Origin of the sequence: Plantactinospora sp. B6F1, from assembly GCF_040120695.1 — a bacterium.
Taxonomy (GTDB): Bacteria; Actinomycetota; Actinomycetes; order Mycobacteriales; family Micromonosporaceae; genus Plantactinospora.
The window spans coordinates 62,197-88,813 of the sequence record NZ_JBEEAC010000013.1; the positions used below are offsets into that span (position 1 = coordinate 62,197).

18 protein-coding genes and 2 pseudogenes are annotated in these 26,617 nt (G+C 73.2%); 14 read left to right on the plus strand and 6 right to left on the minus strand.

Features of this window, described 5'->3' with window-relative positions; translation table 11 throughout:
• Positions 1-195: 195 nt before the first annotated feature.
• The 9 genes from ABNF97_RS18215 to nudC all read left to right on the plus strand — a co-directional run bounded on the left by ABNF97_RS18215 (position 196) and on the right by nudC (position 14,580).
• The gene (locus ABNF97_RS18215; protein ID WP_349339213.1) at positions 196-3,651 is read left to right on the plus strand and encodes an ATP-dependent helicase; all 3,456 of its coding nucleotides are present in this window, start codon (positions 196-198) and stop codon (positions 3,649-3,651) included.
• On the plus strand, positions 3,648-7,181 hold the full coding sequence (locus ABNF97_RS18220; RefSeq protein WP_349339214.1) for an ATP-dependent helicase: 3,534 nt from the start codon (positions 3,648-3,650) through the stop codon (positions 7,179-7,181). The genes ABNF97_RS18215 and ABNF97_RS18220 overlap by 4 nt, the downstream gene beginning before the upstream one ends.
• A gap of 260 nt (positions 7,182-7,441) precedes the next feature.
• Positions 7,442-7,645: a transcription antiterminator/RNA stability regulator CspE gene (gene cspE, locus ABNF97_RS18225; protein ID WP_101369720.1), complete on the plus strand. Its 204-nt coding sequence runs from the start codon at positions 7,442-7,444 to the stop codon at positions 7,643-7,645.
• Between the two features lie 218 nt (positions 7,646-7,863).
• Positions 7,864-9,258: a DEAD/DEAH box helicase gene (locus ABNF97_RS18230; RefSeq protein WP_502930510.1), complete on the plus strand. Its 1,395-nt coding sequence runs from the start codon at positions 7,864-7,866 to the stop codon at positions 9,256-9,258.
• Positions 9,259-9,558: 300 nt separating this feature from the next.
• Positions 9,559-9,768 (plus strand): hypothetical protein, encoded by a 210-nt coding sequence (locus ABNF97_RS18235; RefSeq protein WP_130464871.1) that lies wholly within the window; start codon positions 9,559-9,561, stop codon positions 9,766-9,768.
• An 89-nt stretch (positions 9,769-9,857) separates the two neighbouring features.
• Positions 9,858-10,796, plus strand: a complete 939-nt coding sequence (locus ABNF97_RS18240) for a hypothetical protein (protein ID WP_349339215.1) — start codon at positions 9,858-9,860, stop codon at positions 10,794-10,796.
• A gap of 189 nt (positions 10,797-10,985) precedes the next feature.
• On the plus strand, positions 10,986-12,299 hold the full coding sequence (locus ABNF97_RS18245) for a M16 family metallopeptidase (RefSeq protein WP_349339216.1): 1,314 nt from the start codon (positions 10,986-10,988) through the stop codon (positions 12,297-12,299).
• Positions 12,296-13,621: an insulinase family protein gene (locus tag ABNF97_RS18250; protein WP_130464868.1), complete on the plus strand. Its 1,326-nt coding sequence runs from the start codon at positions 12,296-12,298 to the stop codon at positions 13,619-13,621. The genes ABNF97_RS18245 and ABNF97_RS18250 overlap by 4 nt, the downstream gene beginning before the upstream one ends.
• 17 nt (positions 13,622-13,638) lie before the next feature.
• The gene (nudC, locus tag ABNF97_RS18255) at positions 13,639-14,580 is read left to right on the plus strand and encodes an NAD(+) diphosphatase (protein WP_349339264.1); all 942 of its coding nucleotides are present in this window, start codon (positions 13,639-13,641) and stop codon (positions 14,578-14,580) included.
• Positions 14,581-14,933: 353 nt separating this feature from the next.
• Here nudC and ABNF97_RS18260 read toward each other — a convergent pair.
• Positions 14,934-15,167: pseudogene (locus ABNF97_RS18260) on the minus strand (hypothetical protein); the annotation flags it as partial.
• 334 nt (positions 15,168-15,501) lie between these two features.
• Positions 15,502-16,467 (minus strand): helix-turn-helix domain-containing protein, encoded by a 966-nt coding sequence (locus tag ABNF97_RS18265; protein ID WP_349339217.1) that lies wholly within the window; start codon positions 16,465-16,467, stop codon positions 15,502-15,504.
• Positions 16,468-16,868: 401 nt separating this feature from the next.
• Between ABNF97_RS18265 and ABNF97_RS18270 the strand changes: the two are divergent.
• A pseudogene (locus ABNF97_RS18270) lies at positions 16,869-18,050 on the plus strand (MFS transporter); the annotation flags it as partial.
• A gap of 272 nt (positions 18,051-18,322) precedes the next feature.
• Here ABNF97_RS18270 and ABNF97_RS18275 read toward each other — a convergent pair.
• Complete coding sequence (locus ABNF97_RS18275; RefSeq protein ID WP_130464865.1) at positions 18,323-18,568, minus strand: mycoredoxin; 246 nt, start codon at positions 18,566-18,568, stop codon at positions 18,323-18,325.
• Between the two features lie 140 nt (positions 18,569-18,708).
• Between ABNF97_RS18275 and ABNF97_RS18280 the strand changes: the two genes are divergently transcribed.
• The 3 genes from ABNF97_RS18280 to ABNF97_RS18290 all read left to right on the plus strand — a co-directional run bounded on the left by ABNF97_RS18280 (position 18,709) and on the right by ABNF97_RS18290 (position 22,163).
• Positions 18,709-20,940, plus strand: a complete 2,232-nt coding sequence (locus ABNF97_RS18280; protein ID WP_502930511.1) for an ATP-dependent DNA helicase UvrD2 — start codon at positions 18,709-18,711, stop codon at positions 20,938-20,940.
• Positions 20,941-21,538: 598 nt separating this feature from the next.
• The gene (locus ABNF97_RS18285) at positions 21,539-21,904 is read left to right on the plus strand and encodes a WhiB family transcriptional regulator (RefSeq protein ID WP_349339219.1); all 366 of its coding nucleotides are present in this window, start codon (positions 21,539-21,541) and stop codon (positions 21,902-21,904) included.
• Position 21,905: 1 nt separating this feature from the next.
• Entirely contained in the window at positions 21,906-22,163 is a 258-nt protein-coding gene (locus tag ABNF97_RS18290; RefSeq protein ID WP_349339220.1) for a hypothetical protein, read from the plus strand.
• Positions 22,164-22,368: 205 nt separating this feature from the next.
• Here the strand turns inward: ABNF97_RS18290 and ABNF97_RS18295 are convergent, their stop codons facing one another.
• From ABNF97_RS18295 to ABNF97_RS18305, 3 genes are all read right to left on the minus strand, one after another.
• Complete coding sequence (locus ABNF97_RS18295; RefSeq protein WP_130464861.1) at positions 22,369-23,760, minus strand: AarF/UbiB family protein; 1,392 nt, start codon at positions 23,758-23,760, stop codon at positions 22,369-22,371.
• 182 nt (positions 23,761-23,942) lie between these two features.
• Positions 23,943-25,070 (minus strand): hypothetical protein, encoded by a 1,128-nt coding sequence (locus ABNF97_RS18300; protein ID WP_349339221.1) that lies wholly within the window; start codon positions 25,068-25,070, stop codon positions 23,943-23,945.
• Between the two features lie 225 nt (positions 25,071-25,295).
• Positions 25,296-25,463: a DUF5679 domain-containing protein gene (locus ABNF97_RS18305; RefSeq protein WP_165436864.1), complete on the minus strand. Its 168-nt coding sequence runs from the start codon at positions 25,461-25,463 to the stop codon at positions 25,296-25,298.
• 512 nt (positions 25,464-25,975) lie between these two features.
• On the opposite strand from ABNF97_RS18305, the gene ABNF97_RS18310 reads away from it, so the two are divergent.
• Positions 25,976-26,506 carry a YgjP-like metallopeptidase domain-containing protein gene (locus tag ABNF97_RS18310; protein WP_130464860.1) on the plus strand — a complete coding sequence of 177 codons (531 nt, stop codon included), beginning with the start codon at positions 25,976-25,978 and terminating at the stop codon, positions 26,504-26,506.
• Positions 26,507-26,617 lie beyond the last annotated feature (111 nt).

The window sequence follows — 26,617 nt, forward strand, 5'->3', positions numbered from 1 at the left end:
AAGATCTCCCACTCCACGTCTTTGCCCTCTCGATGGTGGACGAGTTAAGAATATCCTAAAGTCCTCATCCGATTCTCGCGGTCCCTGAACGCTCCGTCGAGCGGGCTGTGCCCCGACTCCGCCGGTACCCGCCGGTGCGATCGGCGCGCGGCGCCGGGCGTACCTGCGGAGGGTCCGTCGGGGCGGCGTGGTGTGATGGGCGGCGTGCAGGCGTACCGGCTGGTTCGTCGGCCGGCCGAGGCCGGGCCGGCGCGACACGACGACCCCGGGCAGCGGGAGGTGGTCGGACACACCGACGGTCCGCTGCTGGTCCTCGGTGGACCGGGTACCGGTAAGACCAGCACCCTGGTCGAGGCGGTGGTGGCCCGGGTCGCCGAGGGCGTCGACCCGGAACGCATCCTGGTGTTCGCGTTCAGTCGCCGCTCGGCCACCGCGCTGCGGCACCGGATCGAGGCCCGGATCGCCGAGGACACCAACCGGGTAGTGCACGAGCCGCTGGTCCGGACCTTCCCGGCGTACGCCTTCGGGCTGCTGCGCAGGGCGGCGGCGGAGCGCGGCGAGCCGTCCCCGCGACTGCTCACCGGTCCCGAGCAGGATCTGATCATCCGGGAACTGCTCGGGGTGATCGGCGGCGAGGAGACCGAGCCGGAGAGCGGGGACGAACTCGACGACCCGGTCGGCTGGCCGGCGGAGCTGCGGCCGGCCCTGCGTACCCGGGCCTTCGCCGAACAGCTCCGCGACCTGCTGATGCGGGCCGCCGAGCGGGGCGTCGGCCCGGTCGAGCTGGCCCGGCTCGGCGAGAAGCTCGGCCGTTCCGACTGGCCGGCCGCCGCCCGGTTCCTCCGGCAGTACGTCGCGGTGCTCGCGCTGCGCGACGTCACCACCCGGGGCTCGGTCGCCTACGATCCCGCCGAACTGGTCCGGGCCGCCTCCGGGCTGCTCACCGACGACCCCGACCTGCTCGACGCCGAACGGGGCCGGCTGGCGTACGTCTACGTCGACGAGCTGGCCGACACCGACCCGGCCCAGGTGGACCTGCTGCACCTGGTGGCCGGCGGTGGCAAGCCACTGGTGGCGTTCGCGGACCCGGACTCGTCCACGTACGCCTTCCGGGGCGCCGACCCAGAGATCGTGCACAGCTTCCCGCACCGGTTCCGTACCGTCTCCGGGGCGGTGGCCCGGACGCTGGTGCTGCACACGTCGTACCGGAGCGGTCCGGAGCTGCTGGCCGCGACCCGGCGGCTGGCGCGGCGGCTGCGCGGGCCGGTGGCCCATCGTGACCTGCACCCGGTGCCGGACGCCGAGCCGGGGACGGTCCAGATCCGCACCTTCCGCTCCGGCACCAGCGAGGCGGCCTACCTGGCGCACGCGCTGCGCTCCGCGCATCTGCTCGACGGGGTGCCCTGGTCGCGGATGGCGGTGCTGCTCCGCTCCACCACGCTGCAACTTCCGCCGTTGCAGCGCGCGCTGCACACCGTCGGGGTGCCGACCGTGGTGCACGCCGAGGACCTGCCGCTGCACCTGCAACCGGCGGTGGCCCCGTTCCTGCTGCTGCTGCGCTGCGCGCTCGAACCGGAGCGGCTGGACGAGGAGGCGGCGGTGACGCTGCTGCACTCGCCGCTCGGCGGCGCCGATCCGCTGGCCGAGCGGCGGCTCCGGCAGGGGCTGCGGGCGCTGGCACTGGCCGGCGGCGACCGGCGCCCCTCCGGGGACCTGCTGGTGGAGGCGTTGCGGGACCCGCGCGACCTGCTCACCATCGAGCGCCGCTGGGCGGCACCGGCCCAGGCGGTGGCGAACCTTCTGACCGCGGCCCGGGAGGCCGCCGCCGTGCCCGGGGCGACCGCCGAGGACGTGCTCTGGACGGTGTGGCGGGCCAGCGGGCTCGCCGAGCGCTGGTCCGGCGCGCTGGCCCGGGCCCGTACCGGCGCCGGGGCCCAGGACAGCGGGCTGCGCTGGCGGGTCGCCGCCGCCGACCGGGACCTGGACGCGATCGTCGTACTCTTCGACGCGGCGGCCCGGTTCGTCGACCGGCTGCCGGGGGCGCGTACCGAGGTCTTCCTCGACCACGTGCTCGGGCAGCAGTTGCCGGCGGACACCCTCGCGCCGAGTGCCGACCGGGGCGAGGCGGTACGCCTGCTCACCGCGCACGCGGCGAAAGGGCTGGAGTGGGACCTGGTCGCGGTCGCCGGGGTACAGGAGGGGATCTGGCCGGACCTGCGGCTGCGCGGCAGCCTGCTCGGCTCGGAGCGGCTGGTCGACCTGCTCGCCGGCCGGGGCGAGGGGGCCGGCGTCGCGGCAACACTGGTCGGGCAGAGTTCGGCGATGCTGGCCGAGGAGCGGCGGCTCTTCTACGTCGCCGCCACCCGGGCCCGGCGCAGGCTGCTGGTCAGCGCGGTCGCCTCGGCTGCGGTCGGGGTGGCCGACCACGAGGAGCAGCCGAGCCGCTTCCTCTACGAACTCGGCCCGACGGTCGACGCCGACGCCGACGCCGACGCCGACGCCGAGGTCGAGGTCGAGGTCGAGGTGTTGGGAGGGGGCCCTTCAGCTACCGAGAACGATAACGGGGGGCCCTTCCTTACAGCTGTGCTGCCGGTGGGGCGACCGCCGCGGGCGTTGACGCTGCCGGCGCTGGTCGCAGAGCTGCGTACCGCCGTCACCGACCCGGAGGCGTCACCGGCCAGGCGGCGCGCGGCGGCGGCGGAGCTGGCCCGGCTGGCCGTCGCCGGGGTGCCGGGCGCGCATCCCGACGACTGGTGGGGGCTGCGACCGCTCTCCGACGACCGGCCGCTGGTCGACGAGGGTGAGCCGGTCCGGGTCACCCCGTCCGGGATGGAGAGTGCGCTGCGGTGCAGCCTGCGCTGGCTGCTGGAACGGCACGGCGGGCGTGCGCCGGCCAGCTCCGCCCAGGGGGTGGGCAACCTGGTGCACGCCGCCGCGATGCTCGCCGAGGACGCCAGCGCCGACCGGGGCAAACTGCTGGAGTACGTGACGGCCCGGTTCGACGTGATCGAACTCGCCGCCCGGTGGATGGCCGGCACCGAACGGGCCCGCGCCGAGGTGATGGTGGACAAGCTGCTGCGCTGGCTGGCCGGCAACCCGCGCCGGCTGCTCGCCATCGAACACGAGTTCGCGGTGCGCCTCGACGACCCGAGGCGCCCGATCGAGCTGACCGGCCGGGTGGACCGGCTGGAGGTGGACGCCGAGGGCCGGCTCGTGGTGATCGACCTGAAGACCGGCAAGTCGACCGCGGTGACCGCCTCGGAGCTGGCCGAGCATCCGCAGCTCGGCGCGTACCAGGCGGCGGTGGAGGCGGGCGCCTTCGCCGACCTCGGTGCCGGGTCGGAGTCCGGCGGGGCGGCGCTGGTGCAGCTCGGCACGTCGGCGCAGGACGCCAGGGAGCAGGTCCAGCCGCCGGTCGCGGCCGAGGACTCGGGTAGCTGGGCCCGGGCGATGGTCCGGCGTACCGCCGACACGATGGCGGCGGCCACCTTCTCCGCCGTCGCCAACTCGAAGTGCCGGGTCTGCCCGGTGCGCAGCAGTTGCCCGATCTCCGGTCAGGGCCGGCAGGTCGTCGAGCCGCCCACCCGGCGCCGCCCGGACGCCGCCGTGCCGAAGCCGCCGGGCCAGCGCGGCGGCGGGGAGCGCCGGTGAGCCAGCCCTCCCTGTTCACCTCGACGCCGACCCAGCGGGTCGCCGACGCCGGACCGCGCTACACCCCGGTCGAGCTGGCCAAGCTGCTCAGGCTACCGGCGCCCACCCTGGAGCAGGCCGCGATCATCTCGGCGCCGGTCGAGCCGCTGCTGGTGGTCGCCGGGGCCGGTTCCGGCAAGACCGAGACGATGGCCGCCCGGGTGGTCTGGCTGGTCGCCAACGGGTACGTCGAACCCGGGCACGTCCTCGGCCTCACCTTCACCCGGAAGGCGGCCGGGGAACTCGGCACCCGGATCCGGACCCGGCTCGGCCAACTGGTGCGCCGGCTCGGCCGGAACAGCCGCAACAGCGACGACGACCCGTTCGGCGGCGAGCCGACCGTGGCGACGTACCACTCGTACGCGGCCCGGATCGTCACCGAGCACGGCCTGCGCGGCGGGTACGAGCCGTCGACCCGGCTGCTCACCGAGGCGTCCCGCTGGCAGATCGTCGACTCGATCGTGCGCAACCACGACGGGGACATGTCCGAGGTGGAGCGGCAGCCGAGCACCGTCACCGACGCCGTGCTGGCGCTCGCCGCCGACCTGGCCGAGCACCTGGTCACCCCGGACGACCTGGCCGCCTGGACGGGCCGGTTCTTCGCCGAGGTGCAGTCCCGACCCGGCCGGGTCTACGCCGACGTACGCAGGGCGCTGCACGTCCAGCAGCTCCGGCTGCGGCTGCTGCCGCTGGTCCGGGCGTACGCCCAGCGCAAGGACGACTTCGAGGCGATGGACTTCGGCGACCAGCTCGCCCGGGCGGCGCGGGTGGCCCGGGACCACCCGGAGGTGGGCGCCATCGAGCGCGGGCGCTACCGGGTGGTGCTGCTCGACGAGTACCAGGACACCAGCCACGCCCAGGTGGTGCTGCTCCGCTCCCTCTACGGCGGCGGCCACCCGGTCACCGCGGTCGGTGACCCGTGCCAGTCGATCTACGGCTGGCGGGGGGCCAGCGCCGGCACCCTGGACCGGTTCCCGACCGAGTTCGCCCAGCCCGACGGGACGCCGGCCCAGGTGCGGACCCTCAGCACCAGCTGGCGGAACCGTCCACAGATCCTGGACGTCGCCAACGGGCTCGCCGCGCCGCTGCGCGCGGCCGGGGCGCAGGTCGCCGAGCTGGCCGCCGCGTTCCGGGTCGACGAGGCGATTCCGGGCCGCACCGGACGGGGGTACGCCGGCGGCACGGTGCACTGTGCACTGCTCGACACGTACGCCGACGAGGCCGACTGGATCGCGGACAGCATCCTCGCCGCCTGGCGGGGCGCGGCCCGGATGCCGGACGCGCTGCCGGAGCAGATTCCGGTGGTGGCCCGGCCGACGACGGCTGTCCTGGTCCGGCTGCGCAGCCAGATCCCGGCGATCGAGGCGGCGCTGCGGGACCGGGGACTGCCGGTCGAGGTGGTCGGGCTCGGCGGACTGCTGGACACCCCCGAGGTCCGGGACGTGGTCTGCACCCTGCGGGTGCTCTCCGACCCGACCGACGGTGCCGCGCTGCTCCGGCTGCTGACCGGGGCACGCTGGCGGATCGGCCCGCGCGACCTGGTGGCCCTGCACCGCCGGGCCACCGCGATCGCCCGGGCCCGGCGGGAACTGCCCCGGTCCGACGACGACACCGAGCCGGAGATCGTCACCGACCGGCTGGACGAGGCGACGCTGGTCGAGGCGCTGGCGGACCTGGGCCCGGCGCAGGCGTACTCGGCGGAGGGCTATGCCCGGCTGCGGGCGTACGCCAAGGAACTCGGCCTGCTCCGGCACCGCCTGGACCAGCCGTTGCCGGACCTGCTCGCGGACGTCGAGCGGACCATCGGCCTCGACGTCGAGGTGGCGGTACGCGCCGGCAGCGACGGCCGGGGCGGCGACGCGGGCCTGGCCCGGGGGCACCTGGACGCGCTCGGCGACGTCGCCGCCCGGTTCGCCGGCGACTCGGCCGGTGCGCCGCTGCACGCCTTCCTGGCCTTCCTCGCCGCCGCCGAGGACGAGGAACGGGGACTCTCCCCGGGCGAGGTGGAGGTGGTGGAGGGAGCGGTGCAGGTCCTCACCGCGCACGCCGCCAAGGGCCTGGAGTGGGACGTCGTCTCGGTGGCCGGGCTGAGCCGGGGCGTCTGGCCGGGTACCGCCCGGGGCTCCGACCACTACCTGCGTGGCCTCGGGGTGCTGCCGTTCCCGCTGCGCGGCGACGCGGACGGGCTGCCCGAACTGGCCCTGGCCGACGCCGACGACCAGAAGGCGGTGGCCCGGGCGCTGACCACCTTCACCGACGACTGGCGGGCGCACGACGAGCGGGAGGAACGCCGGCTGGCGTACGTGGCGGTGACCCGGCCGCGCCGGCTGCTGCTCTGCTCCGGCTACTGGTGGGGCGAGGGTACGAAGCGACCGCGCGGCCCGTCGACGTTCCTCTCCGAGGTGTACGAGTGGTGCCTGACCACGCCCGAGGCCGGCGAGAGCGGCTTCGTGGTCGACGCCTGGGCGGCCGAGCCGGCGGCGGACGCCAGCAACCCGACCACCGAGGTGGTGCTCCGGGCCGAGTGGCCGGCCGACCCGCTGGGCGCCCGCCGCCCGGCACTCGCCGAAGCCGCCGCCCTGGTCCGCCGCCTCATCGCCGAAGACGAAAGGAAGGGCCCCTTCTTATCGCTTTCGGTGGATGCGGGGGCCCTTCCTAACACCTCAGCCGAGGCGGAGGCGGCGCCGGTGGAGGCGGCGCCGGCGGAGGCGGTGGCGGTGGAAGCGGTGGCGGTGGAGGCGGGTGACGCGTCGGCGGCGGAGGTGGTGGTCGAGCCGGACCCGGAGGCGGCGGCTGCGGCGGCGGCATGGCGGCGCGAGGCCGAACTGCTGCTCGCCGAGCGGGACATGCTGGCCCACCGCTCCGGACCGGTCGAGGTGGCGCTCCCCGGCCACCTGTCGGTCTCGCAACTGGTGGCGCTGCGCCGGGACCCGTCGGCGCTGGCCCGCGCGCTGCGCCGGCCGATGCCCCGGCGGCCCGAGCCGTACGCCCGGCGGGGCACCGCGTTCCATGCCTGGCTGGAGCAGCGGTACGGGATCAGTCGACTGCTCGACGTCGACGAGCTTCCCGGTGCGGCCGACTCGGATGCCGCGCCGGACGAGGCACTGGCCGAGTTGCAGGAGCGGTTCCTGGCCAGCGAGTGGGCCGAGCGGACTCCGGTCGAGGTGGAGGTGCCGTTCGCCACGTCGATCGGCGGGCTGCTGGTCCGGGGCCGGATGGACGCCGTCTTCACCCTTCCCGGTGGCCGCTACGACGTGGTCGACTGGAAGACCGGCCGGCAGCCGACCGGGGTCGAGGCGGACGCCGCCGCGGTGCAGTTGGCGGCGTACCGGCTGGCCTGGGCGGAACTGGCGGGGGTGCCGGTCGACCGGGTCCGGGCAGCCTTCCACTACGTACGGGACAACCTGACGGTACGTCCGGCGGACCTGCTCGATGCCGACGGCCTAGCCGCGCTGGTGGCGCAGGTGCCGGAGACGGCGACGGGCGGTTGAGCCCGCCGCCGAGGTCGGGTCGCCCGATCCTCTGCCGGAATCCGCGCGGGCGGGCCGGTGGTGTGCTAACGTTGCGGCGTTGCAGTTTTGGTTCCCAGAGACTCTGTGTGCGCCTGCGGGATTGTGACCGTAGGCGCTCTTTGTTATGTCCGGAGTTCTCCGGGCGGGGCGACCAGAGCGACAGCCGTCCACCGGTCAGGTGGGCAACAAATTGGTCCGCAACAGGTGCGGACCGAACGTTCCGTCAGGAGACGAAACACATGGCAATTGGCACCGTGAAGTGGTTCAACGCCGACAAGGGCTTCGGCTTCATCACCCCGGACGGCGGCGGCGCCGACGTCTTCGCCCACTTCTCCGCGATCCAGAGCTCCGGCTACCGCAGCCTGGACGAGAACCAGCGGGTGGAGTTCGAGGTCACCCAGGGCCAGAAGGGCCCGCAGGCGGAGAACATCCGTCCGATCTGACCCAGCGCCCTCTGTGGCGTCAGCCCAGAGACGACGTTCGACCACCGCGCCCAGACCGGCGTGGTGACGCGGCCAGCCCGCGCCCGACGGCACGGGCTGGCTCCCGCGTGTTTCCCGGTCCGTGGCTGCGGTCACCGGGCGCACCGCCGCCGGTGGCCGAGCCGCCGGTGGTGGTCGCCGGTGACCTTCCTCGACACGTACCGCATCGAGGAAGGTCCATGATGACCCGTACCACCGTCCACTCTTTCGCCGACGTGTCGCTGGCCGCCGGACTGCACGCGGCGTTGACCGAGAACGGCATTCTCACCCCGTTCCCGATCCAGGCGGCCACGCTGCCCGACTCGCTGGCCGGCCGGGACGTACTCGGCCGGGGCCGTACCGGCTCCGGCAAGACGCTCGCGTTCGGCCTTCCCCTGCTCTCCCGTACCGCCGGGCGCCGGGCCCGGCCGGGCCGCCCCCTCGGGCTGGTCCTGGTCCCGACCCGGGAGCTGGCACAGCAGGTGACCACCGCCCTCGCCCCGTACGCCCGCACGCTGGGGCTGCGCTGCGCCACCGTGGTCGGTGGACTGTCGCTGAACCGGCAGGCGGCGGCGCTGCGGGCCGGCGCCGAGGTGGTGATCGCCACACCCGGGCGGCTCGCCGACCTGATCGACCGGGGCGACTGCCGGCTGAACGAGGTCACCATCACGGTGCTCGACGAGGCCGACCAGATGGCCGACATGGGCTTCCTCCCGCAGGTCACCGACCTGTTGCGTCAGGTGGCGCCGGGCGGGCAGCGGATGCTCTTCTCGGCCACCCTGGACCGCGGCGTCGACCGGCTGGTCCGCCGCTTCCTCACCGACCCGGTGTCGCACTCCGTCGACCCGACGACCGCCACCGTCACCGCGATGAGCCATCACGTCCTCCAGGTGGAGGCCGTGGACAAGACGACGGCGACGGCGCAGATCGCGGCCCGGGACGGCCGGGTCATCATGTTCGTCGGTACCAAGCACCGCGCCGACCGGCTGGCCCGGCAGTTGCTGACCCGGGGCGTACGGGCGGCCGCCCTGCACGGCGGCAAGTCGCAGCCGCAGCGGACCCGTACCCTGGAGCAGTTCAAGTCCGGCCAGGTGAACGCCCTGGTGGCGACGGACGTGGCGGCCCGGGGCATCCACGTCGACGGGCTCGACCTGGTGGTGAACGTCGATCCGCCGACCGACTCGAAGGACTACCTGCACCGGGGCGGCCGGACGGCCCGGGCGGGCGAGTCCGGCCGGGTGGTGACCCTGGTGCTACCCGAGCAGCGCCGTGAGGTGGCGCGACTCCTCGACGACGCCGGAATCAGGCCGGAGACCGTGGCGGTTCGCCCCGGTGACCCGGCACTGGTACGGCTCACCGGAGCGCGCTCCCCGTCCGGAGTCCCGGTTCCGGCGTCCACCGCCCGGCCGGCAGCCGCCTCTGCGGCCCGCGCGACAGGCGTGCCCGCGGCCCGCACGGCAGCCCGTCCGGTACCCGCGTCCACGGCCCGGTCGGCACCGGCGGTCACGGCCTCGGCGGCGGTGTCGAAGCCTCCGGCCGGGACCGGCGGGGCCCGCCGGGCGGCGCGCTCGCGTCGGCTCCGCCGGGTCGGCTGAGCCCACCACCCTCCCCGACCTCTCCCTTCTCCCCGACCTCTCCAGGTCGGCTGAGCCACCGCTTTCTCCCGACCTTCCCGTGTGGAAAGTCCGTGTCGTGACACGGTGTGATGCCGCGTCGACCCCCTGCTGACGTGTCCCGAGCGGGTGGCACGACCGGTGCTCCGATCGGTCAGGGCAACTATGCCCGCGAATACACCTGATCGGGTCCGATGGGTGACTGCGGGCTAACCATCGACCGGCCATCCTGTCCTGGGGAACCAGCGGCCACGGGGGTGGGTCGCGATGGGGGAGGTTGCGATGACCGTGCGTGTCGGTCAGGGCTCGACACATGAGTTGTTGGTGGTACTTGCGCTCGCGGCCAGCGGGCTGCTCCTCGCCACGCTCGTCGCGTTCACCCCGTGGTACGGCTTGGCCGCCGGAGCGTCCAAGGTCGAGGTGGTCGAGATGCACTCCCCGGTGGGGTCGTCCGGGAACGAGACCGGGATGACCGTCGCCGGGGACGGCTGACCGGAGGGACGCACCCGTGGGCGTCGACTGGCCGGAGGGCGTGCCCGCCGGGTCGGCTGGCCGGGCTGCCGGTGGTGTTGACTAGAAGCATGCCGGTTAACGTCCCGCGTGCGACCGACGGTACCGAGGCCCGGCCCGGAGCCGCGTGGGGGGCGGGTGCGGTCACCCGGATCGGCCTGCCCGCTCCGGCACCAGAGCAGCCCGAGCCGCCACCCGGCAACCGGAGCCGGGACCGTCGGCTGTGGTGGTTCGCCGGGGCGGCCGGCGGCGTACTGGTGATCGGCCTGGTGGTGGTGCTGGCGCTGACCGTCTCCGGCGGGGTCGACCCGCTGTGGAGCCGGCCGGAGGCACCGACCGACGTGCGGCCGCCACTGGCCCGGAAGTGCCCGCCGCCCGGCTCGTCGGGCCAGGCCACGCCGACGCCGGGGGGACCGGGATCGCCCGGGCCGGGAGCGCCGGAGCCCGATCCCGTCGTGCCACCGGCCGGACCGGGTCAGCCGTTGAACGGGGAGCGGACCGTCGACCCGGAGGCCGGCATCTCGTACGCCACCTACGGCGCGCCCTGGCAACCGTGGCGGACGGTGTGGAGCGCCGGGACGCTGGAGGTGCCGTACAAGGTAGGGCAGCACTTCGTCACCGAGCGGGAGTACGACGGCTTCAGCGACTACCACGCCTCGATCCTGTCGGCGGCGGTACCGGCGGCGGAGAACGACGCGCTCACGTTCGACCTGGAGTGCGTGGGCCGGCAGGTGACCGCCGACGTGCGGTCCGAGTACTACCCGCAGCCGAACCGGCTGGAGCCGATCCGGGACGGCCGGAGCACCCTGGGCGGGCGGCCGGCCTGGGTGTCGGTGTTCCGGCTGCACTTCAAGCGGCCGCGGTTGCGGGCCACCGACGAGTTGGCCGCCGTCGCCTGCATCGACGTGGGACGGTCCACGGTCGCGGTCCTCTACATCTCCATACCCGGCACCCACCGGGAGTTGGACTGGGTGATCGAGCACGCCCTCGCCTCGGTCCGGCCCGTCTGAGGCAGCTTCGAGCCCGTCGGATCTTGCCCGAGCGGGATCGTGGGGTGGGCTGTGCGACGGCGGAGGTGTCGTCGTCGGGAGCCAGGGATCTCTGAGCGACGTCCTGACGGCTCGCGCCGGCACCCCGCGCCGCATGCGGGTACCCCGAGGGCTGCCACCGGCGGTGAGCGGACGCGCTAGGGTCGGTTCGTGGCGGCGGGAAGATCGAGAATTCCAGCGACGAAGCATCCAATCGAGCGGTTCACCCTCGACAACGGCCTACGGGTGGTGCTGGCCCCGGATCGCAGCGCCCCGGTGGTCGGCGTGGCGGTCGTCTACGACGTGGGCATCCGGTCGGAGCCGGAGGGCCGGACGGGGTTCGCGCACCTCTTCGAGCACCTGATGTTCCAGGGCTCGGAGAACCTGGAGAAGCTGGCGCACTTCCGGCACATCCAGGGTGCCGGCGGGACCTTCAACGGCTCCACCCACCTGGACTACACCGACTACTGGGAGACGTTGCCGAGCAACGCGCTGGAGCGGGCCCTGTTCCTGGAGGCGGACCGGATGCGCGGGCCGCGGCTGACCGAGGAGAACCTCCGCAACCAGGTCGACGTGGTGAAGGAGGAGATCCGGGTCAACGTGCTGAACCGGCCGTACGGCGGCTTTCCCTGGCTGCGGCTGCCGCCGGTCATGTTCGACACGTTCGCCAACGCGCACGACGGGTACGGCTCCTTCGACGACCTGGAAAGTGCCAGCATCGCGGACGCGACCGACTTCTTCGACCGGTACTACGCCTGCGGCAACGCCGTACTGGCGGTCGGCGGGGACCTGGACGTGGCGGAGGCGACGGCCCTGATCGAGCGGCACTTCGGGGACGTACCGGCCCGGCCCGCGCCGGAACGGCCCGACTTCGCCGAGCCGGACCTGACCGGGGAGCGGCGCCAGACGTACACCGACCGGCTGGCGCCGCTGCCGGCGGTGGCGGCGGCGTGGCGGGTGCCGGACCCGATCGGCGACTTCGCCGGCTATCTGCCGTACGTGGTACTGGCCGAGGTGCTCACCGACGGCGACGCGTCCCGGCTGGTGGAGCGGCTGGTACTGCGGGACCGCTCGGTGACCAGCGTCGGCGGCTATCTCGGGCTGATGGGTGACCCGTTCGACGTACGGGACCCGACCGCCCTGGTGCTGCAGGCCCACCTGCCGCCGGGCGGCGAGGTGGAAAAGGTGCTGCAGACCGTCGACGAGGAACTCGACCGGCTCGCCACCGACGGGCTGGCCGCCGACGAGCTGGCCCGGACCCAGGCGCGGATGGCCACCCACCTGCTCCGGGAGACCGACGCGGTGCTCGGCCGCACGCTCCAGATGGCGGTGCTGGAGCAGCAACGGGGTGATCCGGGGCTGCTGGGCGAGCTGCCCCGACTGGTCGGCGAGGTCACCGAGGAGCAGGTGCGGGCGGCGGCCGCCACCCTGCGTCCGCAGCGCCGGGCCGCCGTCGAGGTCGTTCCCGGTGGAGGTGTCAGGTGACCGTCCGTACGCTGCCCCCGCTCGGGCCGAACCGCAAGCTCAAGCTGCCCCGCGAGGTCGAGCAGACCCTGCCCAACGGGCTGACGGTGATCGTGCTGCGCCGGCCGGCGGTACCGCTGGTCGAGCTGCGGCTCTGGCTGCCGTTCGGCCGGGCCCACCTGGCCCGGGGACTGATGATGTCCCAGACGCTGCTCTCCGGCACCGCGACGATGACCTCGGTGCAGCTTGCCGCCGAGTTGCAGAAGGTGGGCGGCGGGCTCTCCGCCGGGGCGGACGCCGACCGGTTGATGATCTCCGGCACGGGCCTTTCGACCGGGCTGAACCGGATCCTGGAGCTGCTCGCCGAGGTGCTGACCGGGGCCAGCTACCCGAACGACGAGGTCGCCACCGAGCGGTCCCGGCTGATCGACGGGATCCGGATGGCGCAGAGCCAGCCGACCCACCTGGTCCGCAAGGCACTGCTGAAGCGGATGTACGGCCGGCACCCGTACGCGGTGCAGACCCCGGAGCCGGAGCAGGTCGAGGCGGTCCGGCCGGCGGCGTTGCGCAGCCTGCACGCCGCCCGGGTACGGCCGGCCGGGGCGATCCTGCTGCTGGTCGGCGACGTGCAGCCGGACAAGGCGCTGGACGCGGTGCAGCGGGCCCTCGGCGACTGGACCGGCGACGGCGCCCCGGGTGAACTGCCGCCGACCCCACCGCTGGAGGCGGGGCCGCTGCTGCTGATGGACCGGCCCGGGTCGGTGCAGTCGTCGGTCCGGCTGGCGCTGCCGGCGGTGCCCCGCACCCATCCGGACCACGCCGCGCTGCAACTGGCCAACCTGGTCTTCGGCGGCTACTTCTCCTCCCGCTGGGTGGAGAACATCCGCGAGGACAAGGGCTACACGTACGGCCCGCACTCGACGATCGAGCACTCGGTCGCCGGTTCCGCGCTGGTGGTCTCGGCCGAGGTCGCCACCGAGGTGACCGGGCCGGCCCTGCTGGAGACGATCTACGAGTTGGGTCGGCTGGCCTCGTTGCCGCCGAAGGAGGACGAGCTGGAGCAGGCCCGCCAGTACGCCCTCGGCACCCTCCAACTCGGCATCTCGACCCAGGCCGGGCTGGCGGCGGTGGCCAGCGCGTACGCCGGCTCCGGGCTGCGTCTGGAGTTCCTGGCCGAGCACGCTGCCCGGCTGGCGAAGGTGACCCGGGACGACGTGGCGGTGGCGGCGGCGAAGTACCTGGCTCCGGCCCGGGCGGTCACGGTGGCGCTCGGCGACGCCGGTGCGGTCGAGGCGCCGCTCGCGGTGCTGGGACCGGTCCGCACCGAGGCCGCCGGGCCGTGACCTCCGGTCCACCGCCGATGGACCTGCCGGCCGGTCATCCGCCGCTGGCCAGGTCCACGCTCGACCGGGCCGCGCACCGCCGTACCGACCCGGGGTGGCTGGCCGACGCCTGGCAACGGGCCAGGGTGCTGATGGTGGACGGCGGCCGTACCCTGGTCGGCTCGGCCGGTGACAAGCCCGAGCTGGTCCTGTTCGGTCCGGACGCGGCTCGGGACAGCGGGCCGGGCGGCCGGTTCTTCCTCGGCGTCGAGCCGGACGGGGTACCGGTCTTCGCGGTCGACGCGCCGCTGCCGGAGCTCGTCGGCACCCGGCCGGCGAGCCTGCGCGAGGTCGGGCATCTGCTCAGCGACCGGGACGCCGGCCTGTTCACCACCGCCGTGGCGTTGGCGAACTGGCACGCCCGGCACCCGTACTCGTCGCTGACCGGTCTCTCCACGGTGGCCGGGGACGCGGGCTGGTCCCGGCGGGACGAGGCGGGCAACCAGCTCTGGCCGCGTACCGATCCGGCGATGATCGTGCTGGTGCACGACGGGGTCTCCGGCCCGGGCGGGCGGTGCCTGCTCGGCAACAACGCGGCCTGGCGGTCCGAGCGGGCCCTGCGCCGGTACTCCTGCCTGGCCGGCTACGTGGAGCCGGGCGAGTCGGCCGAGGACGCGGTGGTCCGGGAGGTCACCGAGGAGGTCGGCCTGGTCCCGCAGCACATCCGGTACGTCGCCAGCCAGGCCTGGCCGTTCCCAGGCTCGTTGATGCTGGGCTTCTTCGCCCTCGCCGACCCGGAGCAACCGATCCGGTTGGACGCGGCGGAGATCGCGCACGCGGGCTGGTTCGACCGGCGGGAGATCGCCGCCGTGCTGGCCGGGGAGGCGGTCGAGGTCGGCGACGGGCTGCGCCTGGGGTTGCCGCCGCCGTCGTCGATCGCGCTGTTCCTGATCCGCAGCTGGCTGGAGAACGCCCGCTAGTCTCCGGGGCCGCCCAGCATCTTGGCCCGCCCAGCATCTTGGCCGGCCCAGCATCGTGGCCCGTTCTGCATCGTGGCCCGCCCAGAATCTTGGCCCGCGACCGTCGTTGCCGCGACGATCACGGGCCAAGATCATAGGCCGTCGTTGCCGGGCCAGGCATGGTGCGTGGCGGGGGACGCCACCCGGCCGACGACGGTCGTCTAACCGAACCTCGACGGTGTGCCGAGATTGCTGGGGCGAGGCTCCCCGCCGGTCGGCGGGGCGAACCCGGCCGGGGCCGGCCCGTGGTGGTCGACGGGGAGGGCCGGCTCAGCGGCCCGGTCCCGGAACGGATTGTTGCGCTGTCGCCGGTCAGGCTCGCCCACCGGCACCACCTTGACCCGCTGCCGTCCGGATCGGACCGCGCCCACGCTGGACAGTGCCCGGGCGAGCAGCAGGGCGGCGTCCCGGTCCTCGGCGCGGACGATCTGGCGGCGCTGTTCCGGAGAGATCTGTTCGTCGCGGAGGCGCTCCCCCTGCGCCCAGGCGGCGGCCAGCTCGTCGTCTGCGGCGGCACGGATATCCGTGCGAACGATTAGAAACCGCATGGGTGTCTCCGAAGGCCGGTGACGGAACGATGATCCTGCGATTACCTAACGAAGTCATTGCGTGGAACTTCCACGTTCCTCTCGGTTATGTTCACCCATATTTGCCCGGTGGGCAAGTGAAACGCGCCGATTGGAGTAGTCGGTCGTCCGATCAGGTGACCGGAGCGCCACCCGACCGGTGGCCACGCGGCGGCACGGTGCCGGTTTACGCAGGTCGCAGCCCGTTCCCGCCCGGTTACGACAGGGCCGCCGGCTCCCGAGACGGAAGCCGGCGGCAACGGACTCTGTGTGCGACTCGTGTGTGTACGCCTCCCGGCTGCGGTGCCGGCCGGAACTACTGTTCGGTCAGCCGCCCCGCGCGGCGACTGCGCTGGCTGGGCGGCATCCCGGGATCGCGGCTCGTCGGCTTCCGCGGGGCCGACGAGCGCTGACCCGCCCGCTCGGTCAGCCAGATGATCGTCTCCTCCGGAGTGAGGGCCGCGGCCTGGAGCCAGTCGAAGACCCTCGAATAGGTGGCGATCTCCCTCGGCTCGGTCACCATCAGGTTGGTGGCCAGCCCCTCGATCGCCAGGGTCTCCGGATCCTGCGGCTCGGCGAAGCGGTAGAGCGAGAACCCGGTGTGCGGCAGGTACCAGGCCGCGATGGTCTGCTCGGTGGGCAGCACCTGGAGCGTCACGTTGGGCAGCCCGGCGAGCTTGCGCAACTGGATCAGTTGGGCGCGCAGTACCTCACGCGGGCCGGCCCGGCCGCCGAGCGCGGCCTCCTCGATCACCGCCGAGTAGCGGGGCGGCTCCGGCTCGCGGGTGAGCAGCGACTGCCGGGCCATCCGGGCGGCCACCTCGGTCTCGGCGTCCTCGGCGTCGGGGTCGTCCACCAACTGTCGTGAGGAGAGGATCCGCAGGTTGACGTACGCCTTCGTCTGCAGCAGGCCCGGCACGATCACCGGGCTGTACTCGCGGATCTCCGCGCAGCCGGCCTCCAGTTCGGCGTAGCCGCGCTGCCGTGGCGTCATGGTGGCGTAGGAGCGCAGCCAACCCCGGATGTCGCCGGCCTCGTTGGTGATCGCGGTCAGTTCGTCCCGCAACGCTCCGGTGACCTGGTAGAGATCCAGCAGGTCGAGGACATCGCGTAGGTCGGGTCGGCTGCGGCCGTTCTCCAGTCGGGACAGTTTGGAAGCCGACGCCCAGCCCACCGCCTCGATGACCTGGTCGCCGGTGAGCTTGGCGGACTCCCGCAGCTTGCGCAGTTCCGTGCCGAGCCTGCGCCGCCGCAGGATCGGGCTGGGTTGAGCAGGAGGCACTGGATCCTCGCTCTCGATCGCGTCGAGCCCGTCGCCGGGCAGGTGCGGACCGTCCAGGTCGCGCTCCTGGCGGTCCAGTATGCCGTTCGTACTTCACGGCGTGCCGTCGAATGGTAACGGCGTGTCTAAATGGAGGTGGCTTTCCGGAGCACCTCCGGCTGCCGCCGTCGGATAGCCGATCGAGTTTCGAGTGCGACCAGCTACCCCGCCACCATCGACTGCGACCATTTCTCACAACGACGACCGCGCCGTACGCCGCCCCCGAAACGCCCCTCATCAGTACGGCGAACAGCCGCCGCGGGCGACCCGGCGTCCGCGTCCACCCGTCGACGATGATCATGGAAATCCGGGTGCCCGCGGTCCCCGAGCGGCTCGCAGCCACCCCGAAGGGACCCCCTCGCATGCGAACCATCCTGCGTCACCCCGACTTCCGGCTGCTCTTCGCCGGTCTCGTCTTCAGCATTACGGCAGAGTCGATCATGTTGCTGGCGCTGGCCGTCTGGGTGAAGGACCTGACCGGTTCGGACGGCATGGCCGGCGCCACCATCTTCGCCATGGTCGCGCCGATGGCCCTGGCCCCGATCGTCGGCTGGGTGGTCGACCGGTTTCGCCGCCGGCCGTTCTTCCTGGTCGCCAACCTCGCCACCGCGGTGGTGCTCACCCCGCTGTTCCTGGTCCGGGACCGCGCCGACGTCTGGATCATCTACGTCGTGGGCGCCCTGTACGGGCTCTCCTACGTCGCCCTCGGCGCGACACTCAACGGGCTGATCAAGCAGATCGTCCCCGAGGAACTGATGGCCCAGGCGAACGGCGCGTTGCAGACCGTCAAACAGGGACTGCGGCTGGTCGGTCCGCTGGCCGGGGCGGCCCTCTACACCGGTGCCGGCGGCTGGACCCTGCCGACCGTCGGCATGCTCGGTTTCGTCGCCGCCGCCTGCGCGGTCTCCGCACTGCGGATCGCCGAGCGGAGTCCCGGCCCGGCCCAGCTCCGCTGGGCGACCGAGGTCGGTGCCGGGCTGCGGCACATGGTCGGCGAGCCGGCGCTGCGCCGGGCGGTCGTCGGCGGCGCACTGGCGGTACTGGTGATGGGGTTCAGCGAGTCACTGATCTTCGCGTACGTGGACCAGGGGCTGGGCCGGGAACCGGGCTTCGTCGGGGTACTGGTCACCGTGCAGGGCATCGGCGGGGTGCTCGGCGGACTCTCCTCCCCGGCCGTGGTACGCCGGTTCGGCGAGCTGGCCGCGCTGGCCGTCGGGGTGGCGCTCTTCGCGCCCGGCGCGCTGCTGCTGGCGTATCCGACGATGGGGCTGGCCTTCGTCGCCCTGGTACTGCTCGGCTTCGGCCTGCCGATCGCGTTCGTCGGGTTGAACACGCTGATCCAGCGCCGCACCCCGGGGGCGCTGCTCGGCCGGGTGACCGCCGCCGCCGAGGCGCTGATCAGCGGTCCGCAGGCGATCTCGATCGGCACCGGGGCACTGCTGGTCGGCTTCGTCGACTACCGGCTGCTCTTCGTGGTGATCGCGGTGGTGATGACGGTGGCGGCCGGATACCTCTGGGCGGGTCGAGGGCTCTCCGCGCCCTCCGCCACCGGTGCGGCGGCCCGGCCCGAGGCGTCCCCGGGTGTGCTGGCCCCCGACGTGATCCTCCCCGACATCCCGACCGTCGCCACCCCGGCCGTCCCCACTCCCACTCCGTCCGCCGCTCCGTCCGGCGGTGGGCCGGTGCCTGCTCCGTCCGGCGGCGGGCCGGGGTCACCGTCCGGCGGATCCCCGGGGGCGTTGCCGGCCCCGGGATCGAAGCTCCGCTGAGCGACGCGCGGGGCGGTGGGCCCGCGCCGGGCCCACCGCCGGTCCGGTCAGCTTCCGGCGAGCGCGGCCAGCTGCTTCTTGACGTCGACGATCGACGGGTTGGTCAGCGCCGTACCGTCGTCGAACCGTACCGTCGGCACGGTCTGGTTGCCGCCGTTGACGCTCATCACGTACTCCGCCGCGGCCGGGTCCTGCTCGATGTCCACCACGGTGTACGCGATGCCCTCCCGGTCGAGTTGCGACCTGAGGCGGTGGCAGTAGCCACACCAGGGCGTGGAATACATCGTCAACATCGTCGAGACCTCCGCGGTGGTCAGTCGTTACCAGCCAGGTCCGGCCGGCTCGGCCGGTCGGGCGCCGGATCGGACGGGTTTGCCGATCACACAGGCTAAAGGTGCAACGTCGGGAGGGGCTGCCATGATTCCTTACTGTGGTGGCTGACTCGCGCGTGGAACGGATCCTGGCCGGACTCGACCCGGAGCAGCGCACCGCGGTGACCGCTCCGGCCGGGCCGGTCTGCATCCTGGCCGGCGCCGGCACCGGCAAGACCCGGGCGATCACGCACCGGATCGCGTACCGGGTGACAGCCGGGGAGATCGCCGCCCGGCACGTGCTCGCGGTCACCTTCACCGCCCGGGCCGCCGCCGAGCTGCGGGCCCGACTCGGCGCGCTCGGCGTGCCGGGGGTGCAGGCGCGGACGTTCCACGGCGCCGCGCTGCGCCAGCTCCGGTACTTCGCGTCCCGGCTGCTCGCCGGTCGGGAGATGCCCGAGCTGCTGGACAGCAAGGTGAGGTTGGTCACCCTGGCCGCCGCCCGGGCCGGGCTGCGTGCCGACCGGGCCGCCGCGCGGGACCTGGCCGGCGAGATCGAGTGGGCCAAGTCGTCCCTGATCGAGCCGGGGGAGTACGTCGTCGCGGCGGCCAAGGCGCTGCGCGAGACCCCGCACGACCCGGCGCGGGTGGCCGAGGTCTACGCCGGGTACGAGAAGGTCAAACGGGCCAACGGTGTGATCGATTTCGAGGACATGCTCCGCGCCGCGGTGTGGGGGATCGAGGAGCATCCGGACGTCGCCGAGCAGATCCGCGCCCAGTACCGGCACTTCGTCGTCGACGAGTACCAGGACGTCAACCCGCTCCAGCAGCGTCTGCTCGACGCCTGGCTGGGCGGTCGGGACGACCTGACCGTGGTCGGCGACGCCAGCCAGACGATCTACTCGTTCACCGGTGCCACCTCGGCTTACCTGGTCGACTTTCCTCGACAGCACCGGGAGTCGGTGGTGATCCGGCTGGTCCGGGACTATCGCTCGACCCCGCAGGTGGTCGGGTTGGCCAACGCGGTGATCCGGCAGGCCCGGGGCGCCGAGGCACGACTGCGGCTGGAACTGGTCGGGCAGCGCCCGCCGGGCGCCGAGCCGGACCTGCGGATCTTCCCGGACGAGCCGGCCGAGGCCGCCGCCGTGGCGGTGCGCTGCCGGGACCTGATCGCCGCCGGCACGCCGGCCCGGGAGATCGCCGTGCTGTTTCGGACCAACGCGCAATCGGAGGCGTACGAGAAGGCGCTCGCCGAGGCGGAGGTGCCGTACCAGGTCCAGGGTGCCGAACGCTTCTTCGAGCGGACCGAGATCCGGCAGGCGCTTGTCGCGCTCCGCGCGGCGACCCGCTCGACGCCGGGAAACACGCCGCTGGTCCCGGCCGTGGTCGAGGCGCTGTCCGCGGTGGGCTGGGTACCCGATGCGCCCCCGCCGGGCGGCGCGGCCCGGGAGAGCTGGGAGGCGCTGGCCGCCCTGGTCCGACTCGCCGAGGAGTACGCGGCAAGCCCGGCGCTCCTGCCGATCGGCGAGGCCGCTACGAGCGCGGAACGGATTGCTGCGAGTGCGAGGAGTGAGCTTGCGAGCCCCGCAGTCGCGAGCGAACGGATTGCCGTGGTCGAGCGGTCGGTGACGCTGGCGGACTTCTGCGCCGAGCTGCGGCGGCGGGCGGCCGCGCAGCACGTGCCGACGGTCGACGGGGTGACGCTGGCCTCGCTGCACTCGGCTAAGGGGCTGGAGTGGGACGGGGTCTTCCTGGTCGGGCTCTCCGACGGCACGCTGCCGACGAGCTACGCGAAGACCGCCGAACAGCTGGAGGAGGAGCGCCGGCTGCTCTACGTCGGGGTGACCCGGGCCCGCGAGTGGCTCTGGCTGTCGTACGCCTCGGCGCGCTCGCCGGGTGGTCGCGCCCGGCGGCCGTGCCGGTTTCTGCCCCAGTTCGACCGTTCCGGCGGTGGGCGCACCGTCGAGGCGCCCGGGGGCAGTCGGAAACCCGACCGTCGGCGTAGCGTGGTCGTCTCCTGCCGGGTCTGCGGGGCGACCCTGCTGGCCGGCGCGGACCGCAAGCTCGGCCGCTGCGCGGACTGCCCGTCCGATCTGGACGAGGGACTCCTCGACCGGCTGCGCGACTGGCGGGCCCGGGTCGCCGGGGCGCAGAAGGTCCCTGCCTACGTGGTCTTCACCGACGCCACCCTGCTTGCGCTGGCCGAACGCCGGCCCAGCCGCCCGGCGGAGCTCCTGGCCATCGCCGGGATCGGTCCCCGCAAGGTCGCCCTGTACGGCGACGCGGTTCTCGCACTGGTCGACGGTGTGCGCGTCGACGACGTGCTGCTGGCGGAGGCGTCGACCGACTCCTGACGGCGGGCCGACCGAGTCGCCGCCGCGCTGGGCCGAGGAGCCGCCGACGGGTGTCGGAAGAAAGTTCCGCGATCTTGCCGTAATTCGTTTGCCCTCGTGCCCGGGGGAGGAATAGCCTCATGGCACACCTCGCGAGCGGCCGCCTTCAGGCTGTTCAAGAGGGGGATGAGTCCGATGTTGGCGACGAGCGAGAGTCAGGAGGTGGCCCCAATGGAGACGACCTATGTCACTCAGCGACCGTGGGCGCTGCCTGCTGCCCCAGCTCGAGTGTCAGAGGTCGGCGGCATGCTGATCACTGAACTCCTCCAGCGTTCGCAGGCGCACCAGGTCCTGGCCCAGGCCGAGCTGGTTCAGGCCCTCACGGCTGCTGAGCACCAGGGGACCAATGGATTCACGGGCAATGGCATCCGCGGCGGCGTCAAGCGGGTGGATGTCAGCGGGGCTCGACCTCGAGGGAGACCGGTCTAACACAGACCAGCCGGCTCACCTCGAGGCCGCGGACCCCGTCACCGGGATCCGCGGCCTCAGTCATTTCCGCACCAAAAGTAAGTCGGAACAGCGATCTACGAGATCGAAACGAGAGAGAGGTGACCGGGCGATGAGTCTGGCGTTGGCCCCCCTCGACGCGAACGTCGAGCTGGAGGCGAACATGCCCTGCCGGAAGTTCGACCCCGACCTGTGGTTCGCCGACTCGCCTGCCGAGCTGGAGCTGGCCAAGTCGCTCTGCGGGGACTGCCCGCTGCGCGTCGAGTGCCTCGCCGGTGCGGTCGAGCGGGCGGAGCCGTGGGGCGTCTGGGGCGGCGAGATCTTCGAGCGTGGCGCGGTCGTTCCGCGCAAGCGGCCCCGTGGTCGCCCGCGCAAGGAGGATGTCGCCCGTGACGCGGCGCTGCGGGTCGAGGCCCAGGCGCGGCTGGCGGCCAGTGGCCTTGCCGAGTCGCGCAGTGCGGTCCGGTTGGCGGCCTGACATGAACCCGATCCGTACGAACGCCGGTCTGCTGTCGGCGCCGGACACCGCGATGGCCGCGGTGTCGAAGAACATCACTGCCATGCCCATCCGAGACGGAGCCACCAAGATGCATCTCATCCACGAAGCGTTGTCGAGGGCTCGAATGCGCCTGCCTCAGGCCGGTCGCAGCACCACGAGCACTGAGGCAACCCGATCCGCCCGCAGCATCGCGCTGGAGGCCCGTCGCCGGGCCGCCCGCGAGCTGGGCAGCCTGTGAGTCGACGGCTTCGGCCGACGGCAGGTAACTAGATCTGACATCCAATGAGCCTTTTTCAACCTGAACCGCGCGGCGGTCATGCAGCGCGTCCGACCTTGCGGTCCGTCGGACCCAGGGGGAGGTTGAAAAGGTTCAATCGGCCGGGCCGGTCCCGGCGGAGGGTACGCCCGCCGCCGCGACCGGCCCGGCGTCGTCGCGCTGCAGGTCAGGCCACCGGGGCGAATCCCGGCAGCCAGCGTTCCACGATGCCCCGGTAGGGCGCCTTCGCCTCCAGTTGGCAGAGCACCCCGATCGAGCCGAGGGTCACCCGGTGGATCAGCAGGTACGACGGCGGCAGGTTGAGCTGCCGCGAGAGCTGGTACGCCGGGGAGCGCGGGTTGGCGAGCCGGGCCGCCTCGACCCGCAGCCACGCCCGGGTGAAGCGGAACTCCTCGACCGAGAGCGGTTGCAGGATCGGCATCAGGAAGTCGAGTACCGCCTGGGCGTCGATCGCGGCGTCGGCCGGAATGAAGCCCTCCTCGCGCAGCCCGGCCACCACCGCATCGGCGTCGCCGGCCAGGGCCAGCCGGACCAGCCGGCCTATCGGCTCCGGGTGCCCGCCGGGCAGCCGGGCGACCGCACCGAAGTCGATCACGCCGAGCCGTCCGTCCGGCAGCAGCCGGAAGTTGCCGGGGTGCGGGTCGGCGTGCAGCAGCCCGGCGCGCATCGGCGCCGAGAAGTGCAGGGTGGCCATCAGCCGGCCGGCCTGGTCCCGTTCGCTCTCGGACCCCGAGCTGATGATCGTCGACATCGGGGTGCCCTCGACCCAGTCCGTGACCAGTACCTGGGGTGTGGCCGCGACGACGCCGGGTACGAAGATCTCCGGATCGTCGGCGTACGCGGCGGCGAAGACCCGCTGCGACTCCGCCTCCAGTTCGTAGTCCAACTCCTCGCTGATCCGCTCACGCAACTCGCTGAGCAGCGGTTTGATGTCCAGGCCCGGCTGGATCGCCCGGAACATGGCACCGAGCCGGGAGAGCTGCTTCAGATCGGAGAGGAGCGCCGGCCCGGCGCCCGGGTACTGCACCTTGACCGCGACCGGCCGACCGGCCGGGGTCGGGACAGCCGTCTTGGTCGCCGCCTTCGCGCCGCGCCGCCGTACCGTCGGCGTGCTGGCGCCCTCGACCTTCCAGATCGCCCGGTGCACCTGGCCGATGCTCGCGGCGGCGGCCGGCTTGTCGTCGAACTCGACGAACAGCGACCGCCAGTCCGGCCCGAACTGCTCGGCCAGCACCTTGTGCACGCTGGCCGCCGGCAGTGGCGGGGCCGCCTCCTGGAGCTTGGTCAACGCCTGCCGGTACGGGGCGGCGACCTCCTCGGGCAGGGCCGCCTCGAACACCGACAGGGCCTGGCCGAACTTCATCGCTCCGCCCTTGAGCTGACCCAGCACGCTGAAGAGCTGTTCGGCGGTGCGTTGCTGGATCTCGTTGGAGATCACGTCGGAGGCGAGGCCGGTAACCCGCTTGCCGACGCCGAGGACCGTCCGGCCGGCGAAGCCGAGCGGCAGAGCGGCGAGCTTGGCGGTCCGGGAGACGGCACGGCGCGGGATGTCGGTCACCAGATCATTGTTACCGACTCGGCGAGATCCGGTCCGCCGTCGGCGGGTGGCTCCGGCCACGTACTCGTCGTCGCTGACCGGCCACGGCCGGTTCGGGGTGCCGGAATCCGCCCGGCCGTGCCCGCTCGTGCCCGGCTGCGACCCTCGGTCGGAATGGACCGGTTCGGGAGGCAGGTGCTGTTTCATGCCTGCGGGGCGGTTCCGTCGGTCCCCGGCTCCGGGGACCGGGGCGGGACGCGGCGGACGCGCCGGGGCGGCGTACCGCGGCGCCGTGCGGCGCAGCCGCAGGCCGGGTGCGGCGGCCAGGTGCGGCGGCGCAGCCTTCCGGCGCCGGTCACCTCGACCGCCCCGCCGACCGTCTCCGGGGTACCGCCGTCGAGGAAGGTGAGCACCTCGCCGACCGCGTAGCCGACCGCGGTGACCAGGGTCGAGGTGAGGCAGGGTTCCGGGCCGTCGCCGCCGGCCAGTTGGGCGGCGAGGCCGGGCCAGCCCGGGTCACGGTCCTGACGGTGCAGGTCGACGCAGTTGAGGCAGGGCGAGCCGGCGGCCCGGACCAGCGGGCCGACGACCGGGACCCCGTCGCGCATGGTCAGCAGCAGGTGCGCCTGCCGGTGCTGGGCGTAGCCGGCGGCGAGCAGGCCGGCGGGGCGGTCCGCCCCGACCTGGACCACCAGGTCGGCGTGACCGCGCCGGACGGGCCGGGTGGTGGTGCCGGGCGCGGACCGGGCGATCGCGTCCGCGACGGCGGCGGCGCTCGGCCGGCGTACGTCGGTGGCCAGCAGCACGCCGCCGGTGTCCGCCGGCCCGACCCGGCCGCCCAGGTCCGGATGCACCTGCCCGACGCCGGCCTGGGCCAGGGTCACCGCCACCGGGGCGGCGAGCCGGCCCTGACCGGTCACCACGATCCGGGCGGCCGCGCGCCGCCGAAGTAGTTGGGCCGGGGTGCCGGGCGAGTCTCGGCCGTGTAGCGCGAGCGCCGCCGCCTCGGCGGAGAGGCGCTGCCGGACCGGCTCGGCCAGGTCGGTGGGGAGCAGGGTGTGCGCGGCGACCACCAGGCCGGCGGCGCGGAGGGTGTCGATCAGCGTACGGACGTCGTCGCGGGAGACGTTGACCTTGGCGGCATGGTCCAGGACGGCCCGCTCGCTGCGGCTGCCGTCGAGCAGGTCGAGCAGCCGGGCGGCGGACGGGTTGGCGACCTCGAGCAGGACCGCGCGGCGGGGGTCGAGGCCGAGTTGCAGGGTGTGCCGGTCACGCCAGAGTCGGGCGAGGCCGGGCAGCAGGGTGGGACGGGGCAGCACGGTTCGGGTCATGGGGCGACACGCTGTCACCGCCCGGGTGCGCGACGGCAGCGGTTGTCCACAGCGGGTGGGCCGGGTGCACTGCTCTATCCACAGGATTTGGCGACTTATCCACAACCCATGGGTAACTGCTGTCGCGGCGCGGACATCACGGGGGGTGTCCGCAGGGCGACAGCGAAAGCGGGAAGGGGTGGCGCTCCGCCACCCCTTCCCGCAGTTCCGAGTACTTCTCGATGATCAGACCTTGGCCTTGCCGAGGATCCGGTTGACGGTCGTTCCGCAGACCGGGCACTTGCCCTTGGCCATGTTCATGCCTGTCTTGGAAACCTCGACGTTGCCCTCGAAGTCACGCTTCTCCTTGCACTTCACGCAGTAACCGTTGTAGGTCTGGGCCTTCTCGGCCACGGTGCCCTCCTCGTCTCATCCGCCGGCTCTCGCGAGCCTGGCGTGCGCCCGGCGGCGGGCGGCCACGTAGGCGCCAGCGCTGGGTTTCTCCGCGGTCACCGATGTGACCGCCGGTCCGCGGACCCTACCCAGATCTGGGCAGTTCCATGTCAGCGATCTGTCGACACTGTGAGGAAGCCGACGCCCAGAGTGTGCATGCCGGAATAGGTCGGATAAGTCAGTTTGGCAGGGACACGCCGGATGAACTGCGTCAGATCGGTGATCGAGGGCGTCTGGCGTGACCGGGGGATGATCCTTTACCGTTGCCTCCGGTGCTCCGCCGTACGCCCCCGGGAGGCCGAACCGGACCGATCATGGGTACGCAGACGATCACCGCAATGAATTTTTTCCGGACGGGTCACCGCCAACCGGTATTTTTCCGGCGGTCATCTGTGGGTTGACTCTTGCGGTGACCTGGTCAGTAAGCATTAGTTTTCCATCGTGAACGAAACCCGGGGCTGCGCGGGCCGCTAATGGCGGGGACGCGGAAGCCGGTCGTCGAGGTACGGCGCAGTCAGCGCCGGCGCCGGACGGTGTCCGCCTACCGGGACGGCGAGCGCGTCGTGGTCCTGATCCCCGACCAGTTCTCCCGGGCCGAGGAGACCGAGTGGGTGGACCGGATGCTCGCCCGGCTCGCCGCCCGCGAGGAGCGGCTCGGACGCTCCGACGAGGAGCTGCTGCTCCGGTCCCGCCGGCTGATCGACCGCTACCTCAGCGAGCACGGCCGGGCGGCGGTGCCGGCCAGCGTCCGGTGGGTGACGAACCAGAACGGCCGGTGGGGCTCCTGCACCCCGGCCGACCGGACCATCCGGATCTCGCACCGGATCCAGGAGATGCCGGACTGGGTGATCGACTACGTGCTGCTGCACGAGCTGGCCCACCTCGTCGTGCCCAGCCACAACGCGCGGTTCTGGGAGCTCGTCGGGCGCTATCCGAAGACGGAACGGGCCCGGGGCTACCTGGAGGGCGTCGCGGCGACCGCCGGCATCGTGCTGCCGGACTGAGCCGGCGCGGCGCTGACCAGCTCGGCCGAGCGGCGGGCACGGCGGCAAGCGCGGACCCGGCCCCGGACCGTACCCGGCGCGCCGCCGCCTTCCTCCGCCGTCCGGCGTACC

Excerpts from the sequence above, each read along its gene's own strand:
- ABNF97_RS18215 (WP_349339213.1), top strand. The coding sequence starts at position 196 with ATGGGCGGCGTGCAGGCGTACCGGCTGGTTCGTCGGCCGGCCGAGGCC.
- cspE (WP_101369720.1), top strand. The coding sequence starts at position 7,442 with ATGGCAATTGGCACCGTGAAGTGGTTCAACGCCGACAAGGGCTTCGGC.
- ABNF97_RS18230 (WP_502930510.1), top strand. The coding sequence starts at position 7,864 with ATGATGACCCGTACCACCGTCCACTCTTTCGCCGACGTGTCGCTGGCC.
- ABNF97_RS18235 (WP_130464871.1), top strand. The coding sequence starts at position 9,559 with ATGACCGTGCGTGTCGGTCAGGGCTCGACACATGAGTTGTTGGTGGTA.
- ABNF97_RS18240 (WP_349339215.1), top strand. The coding sequence starts at position 9,858 with ATGCCGGTTAACGTCCCGCGTGCGACCGACGGTACCGAGGCCCGGCCC.
- nudC (WP_349339264.1), top strand. The coding sequence starts at position 13,639 with ATGGACCTGCCGGCCGGTCATCCGCCGCTGGCCAGGTCCACGCTCGAC.
- ABNF97_RS18275 (WP_130464865.1), bottom strand. The coding sequence starts at position 18,568 with ATGTTGACGATGTATTCCACGCCCTGGTGTGGCTACTGCCACCGCCTC.
- ABNF97_RS18285 (WP_349339219.1), top strand. The coding sequence starts at position 21,539 with ATGAGTCTGGCGTTGGCCCCCCTCGACGCGAACGTCGAGCTGGAGGCG.
- ABNF97_RS18290 (WP_349339220.1), top strand. The coding sequence starts at position 21,906 with ATGAACCCGATCCGTACGAACGCCGGTCTGCTGTCGGCGCCGGACACC.
- ABNF97_RS18300 (WP_349339221.1), bottom strand. The coding sequence starts at position 25,070 with ATGACCCGAACCGTGCTGCCCCGTCCCACCCTGCTGCCCGGCCTCGCC.
- ABNF97_RS18310 (WP_130464860.1), top strand. The coding sequence starts at position 25,976 with ATGGCGGGGACGCGGAAGCCGGTCGTCGAGGTACGGCGCAGTCAGCGC.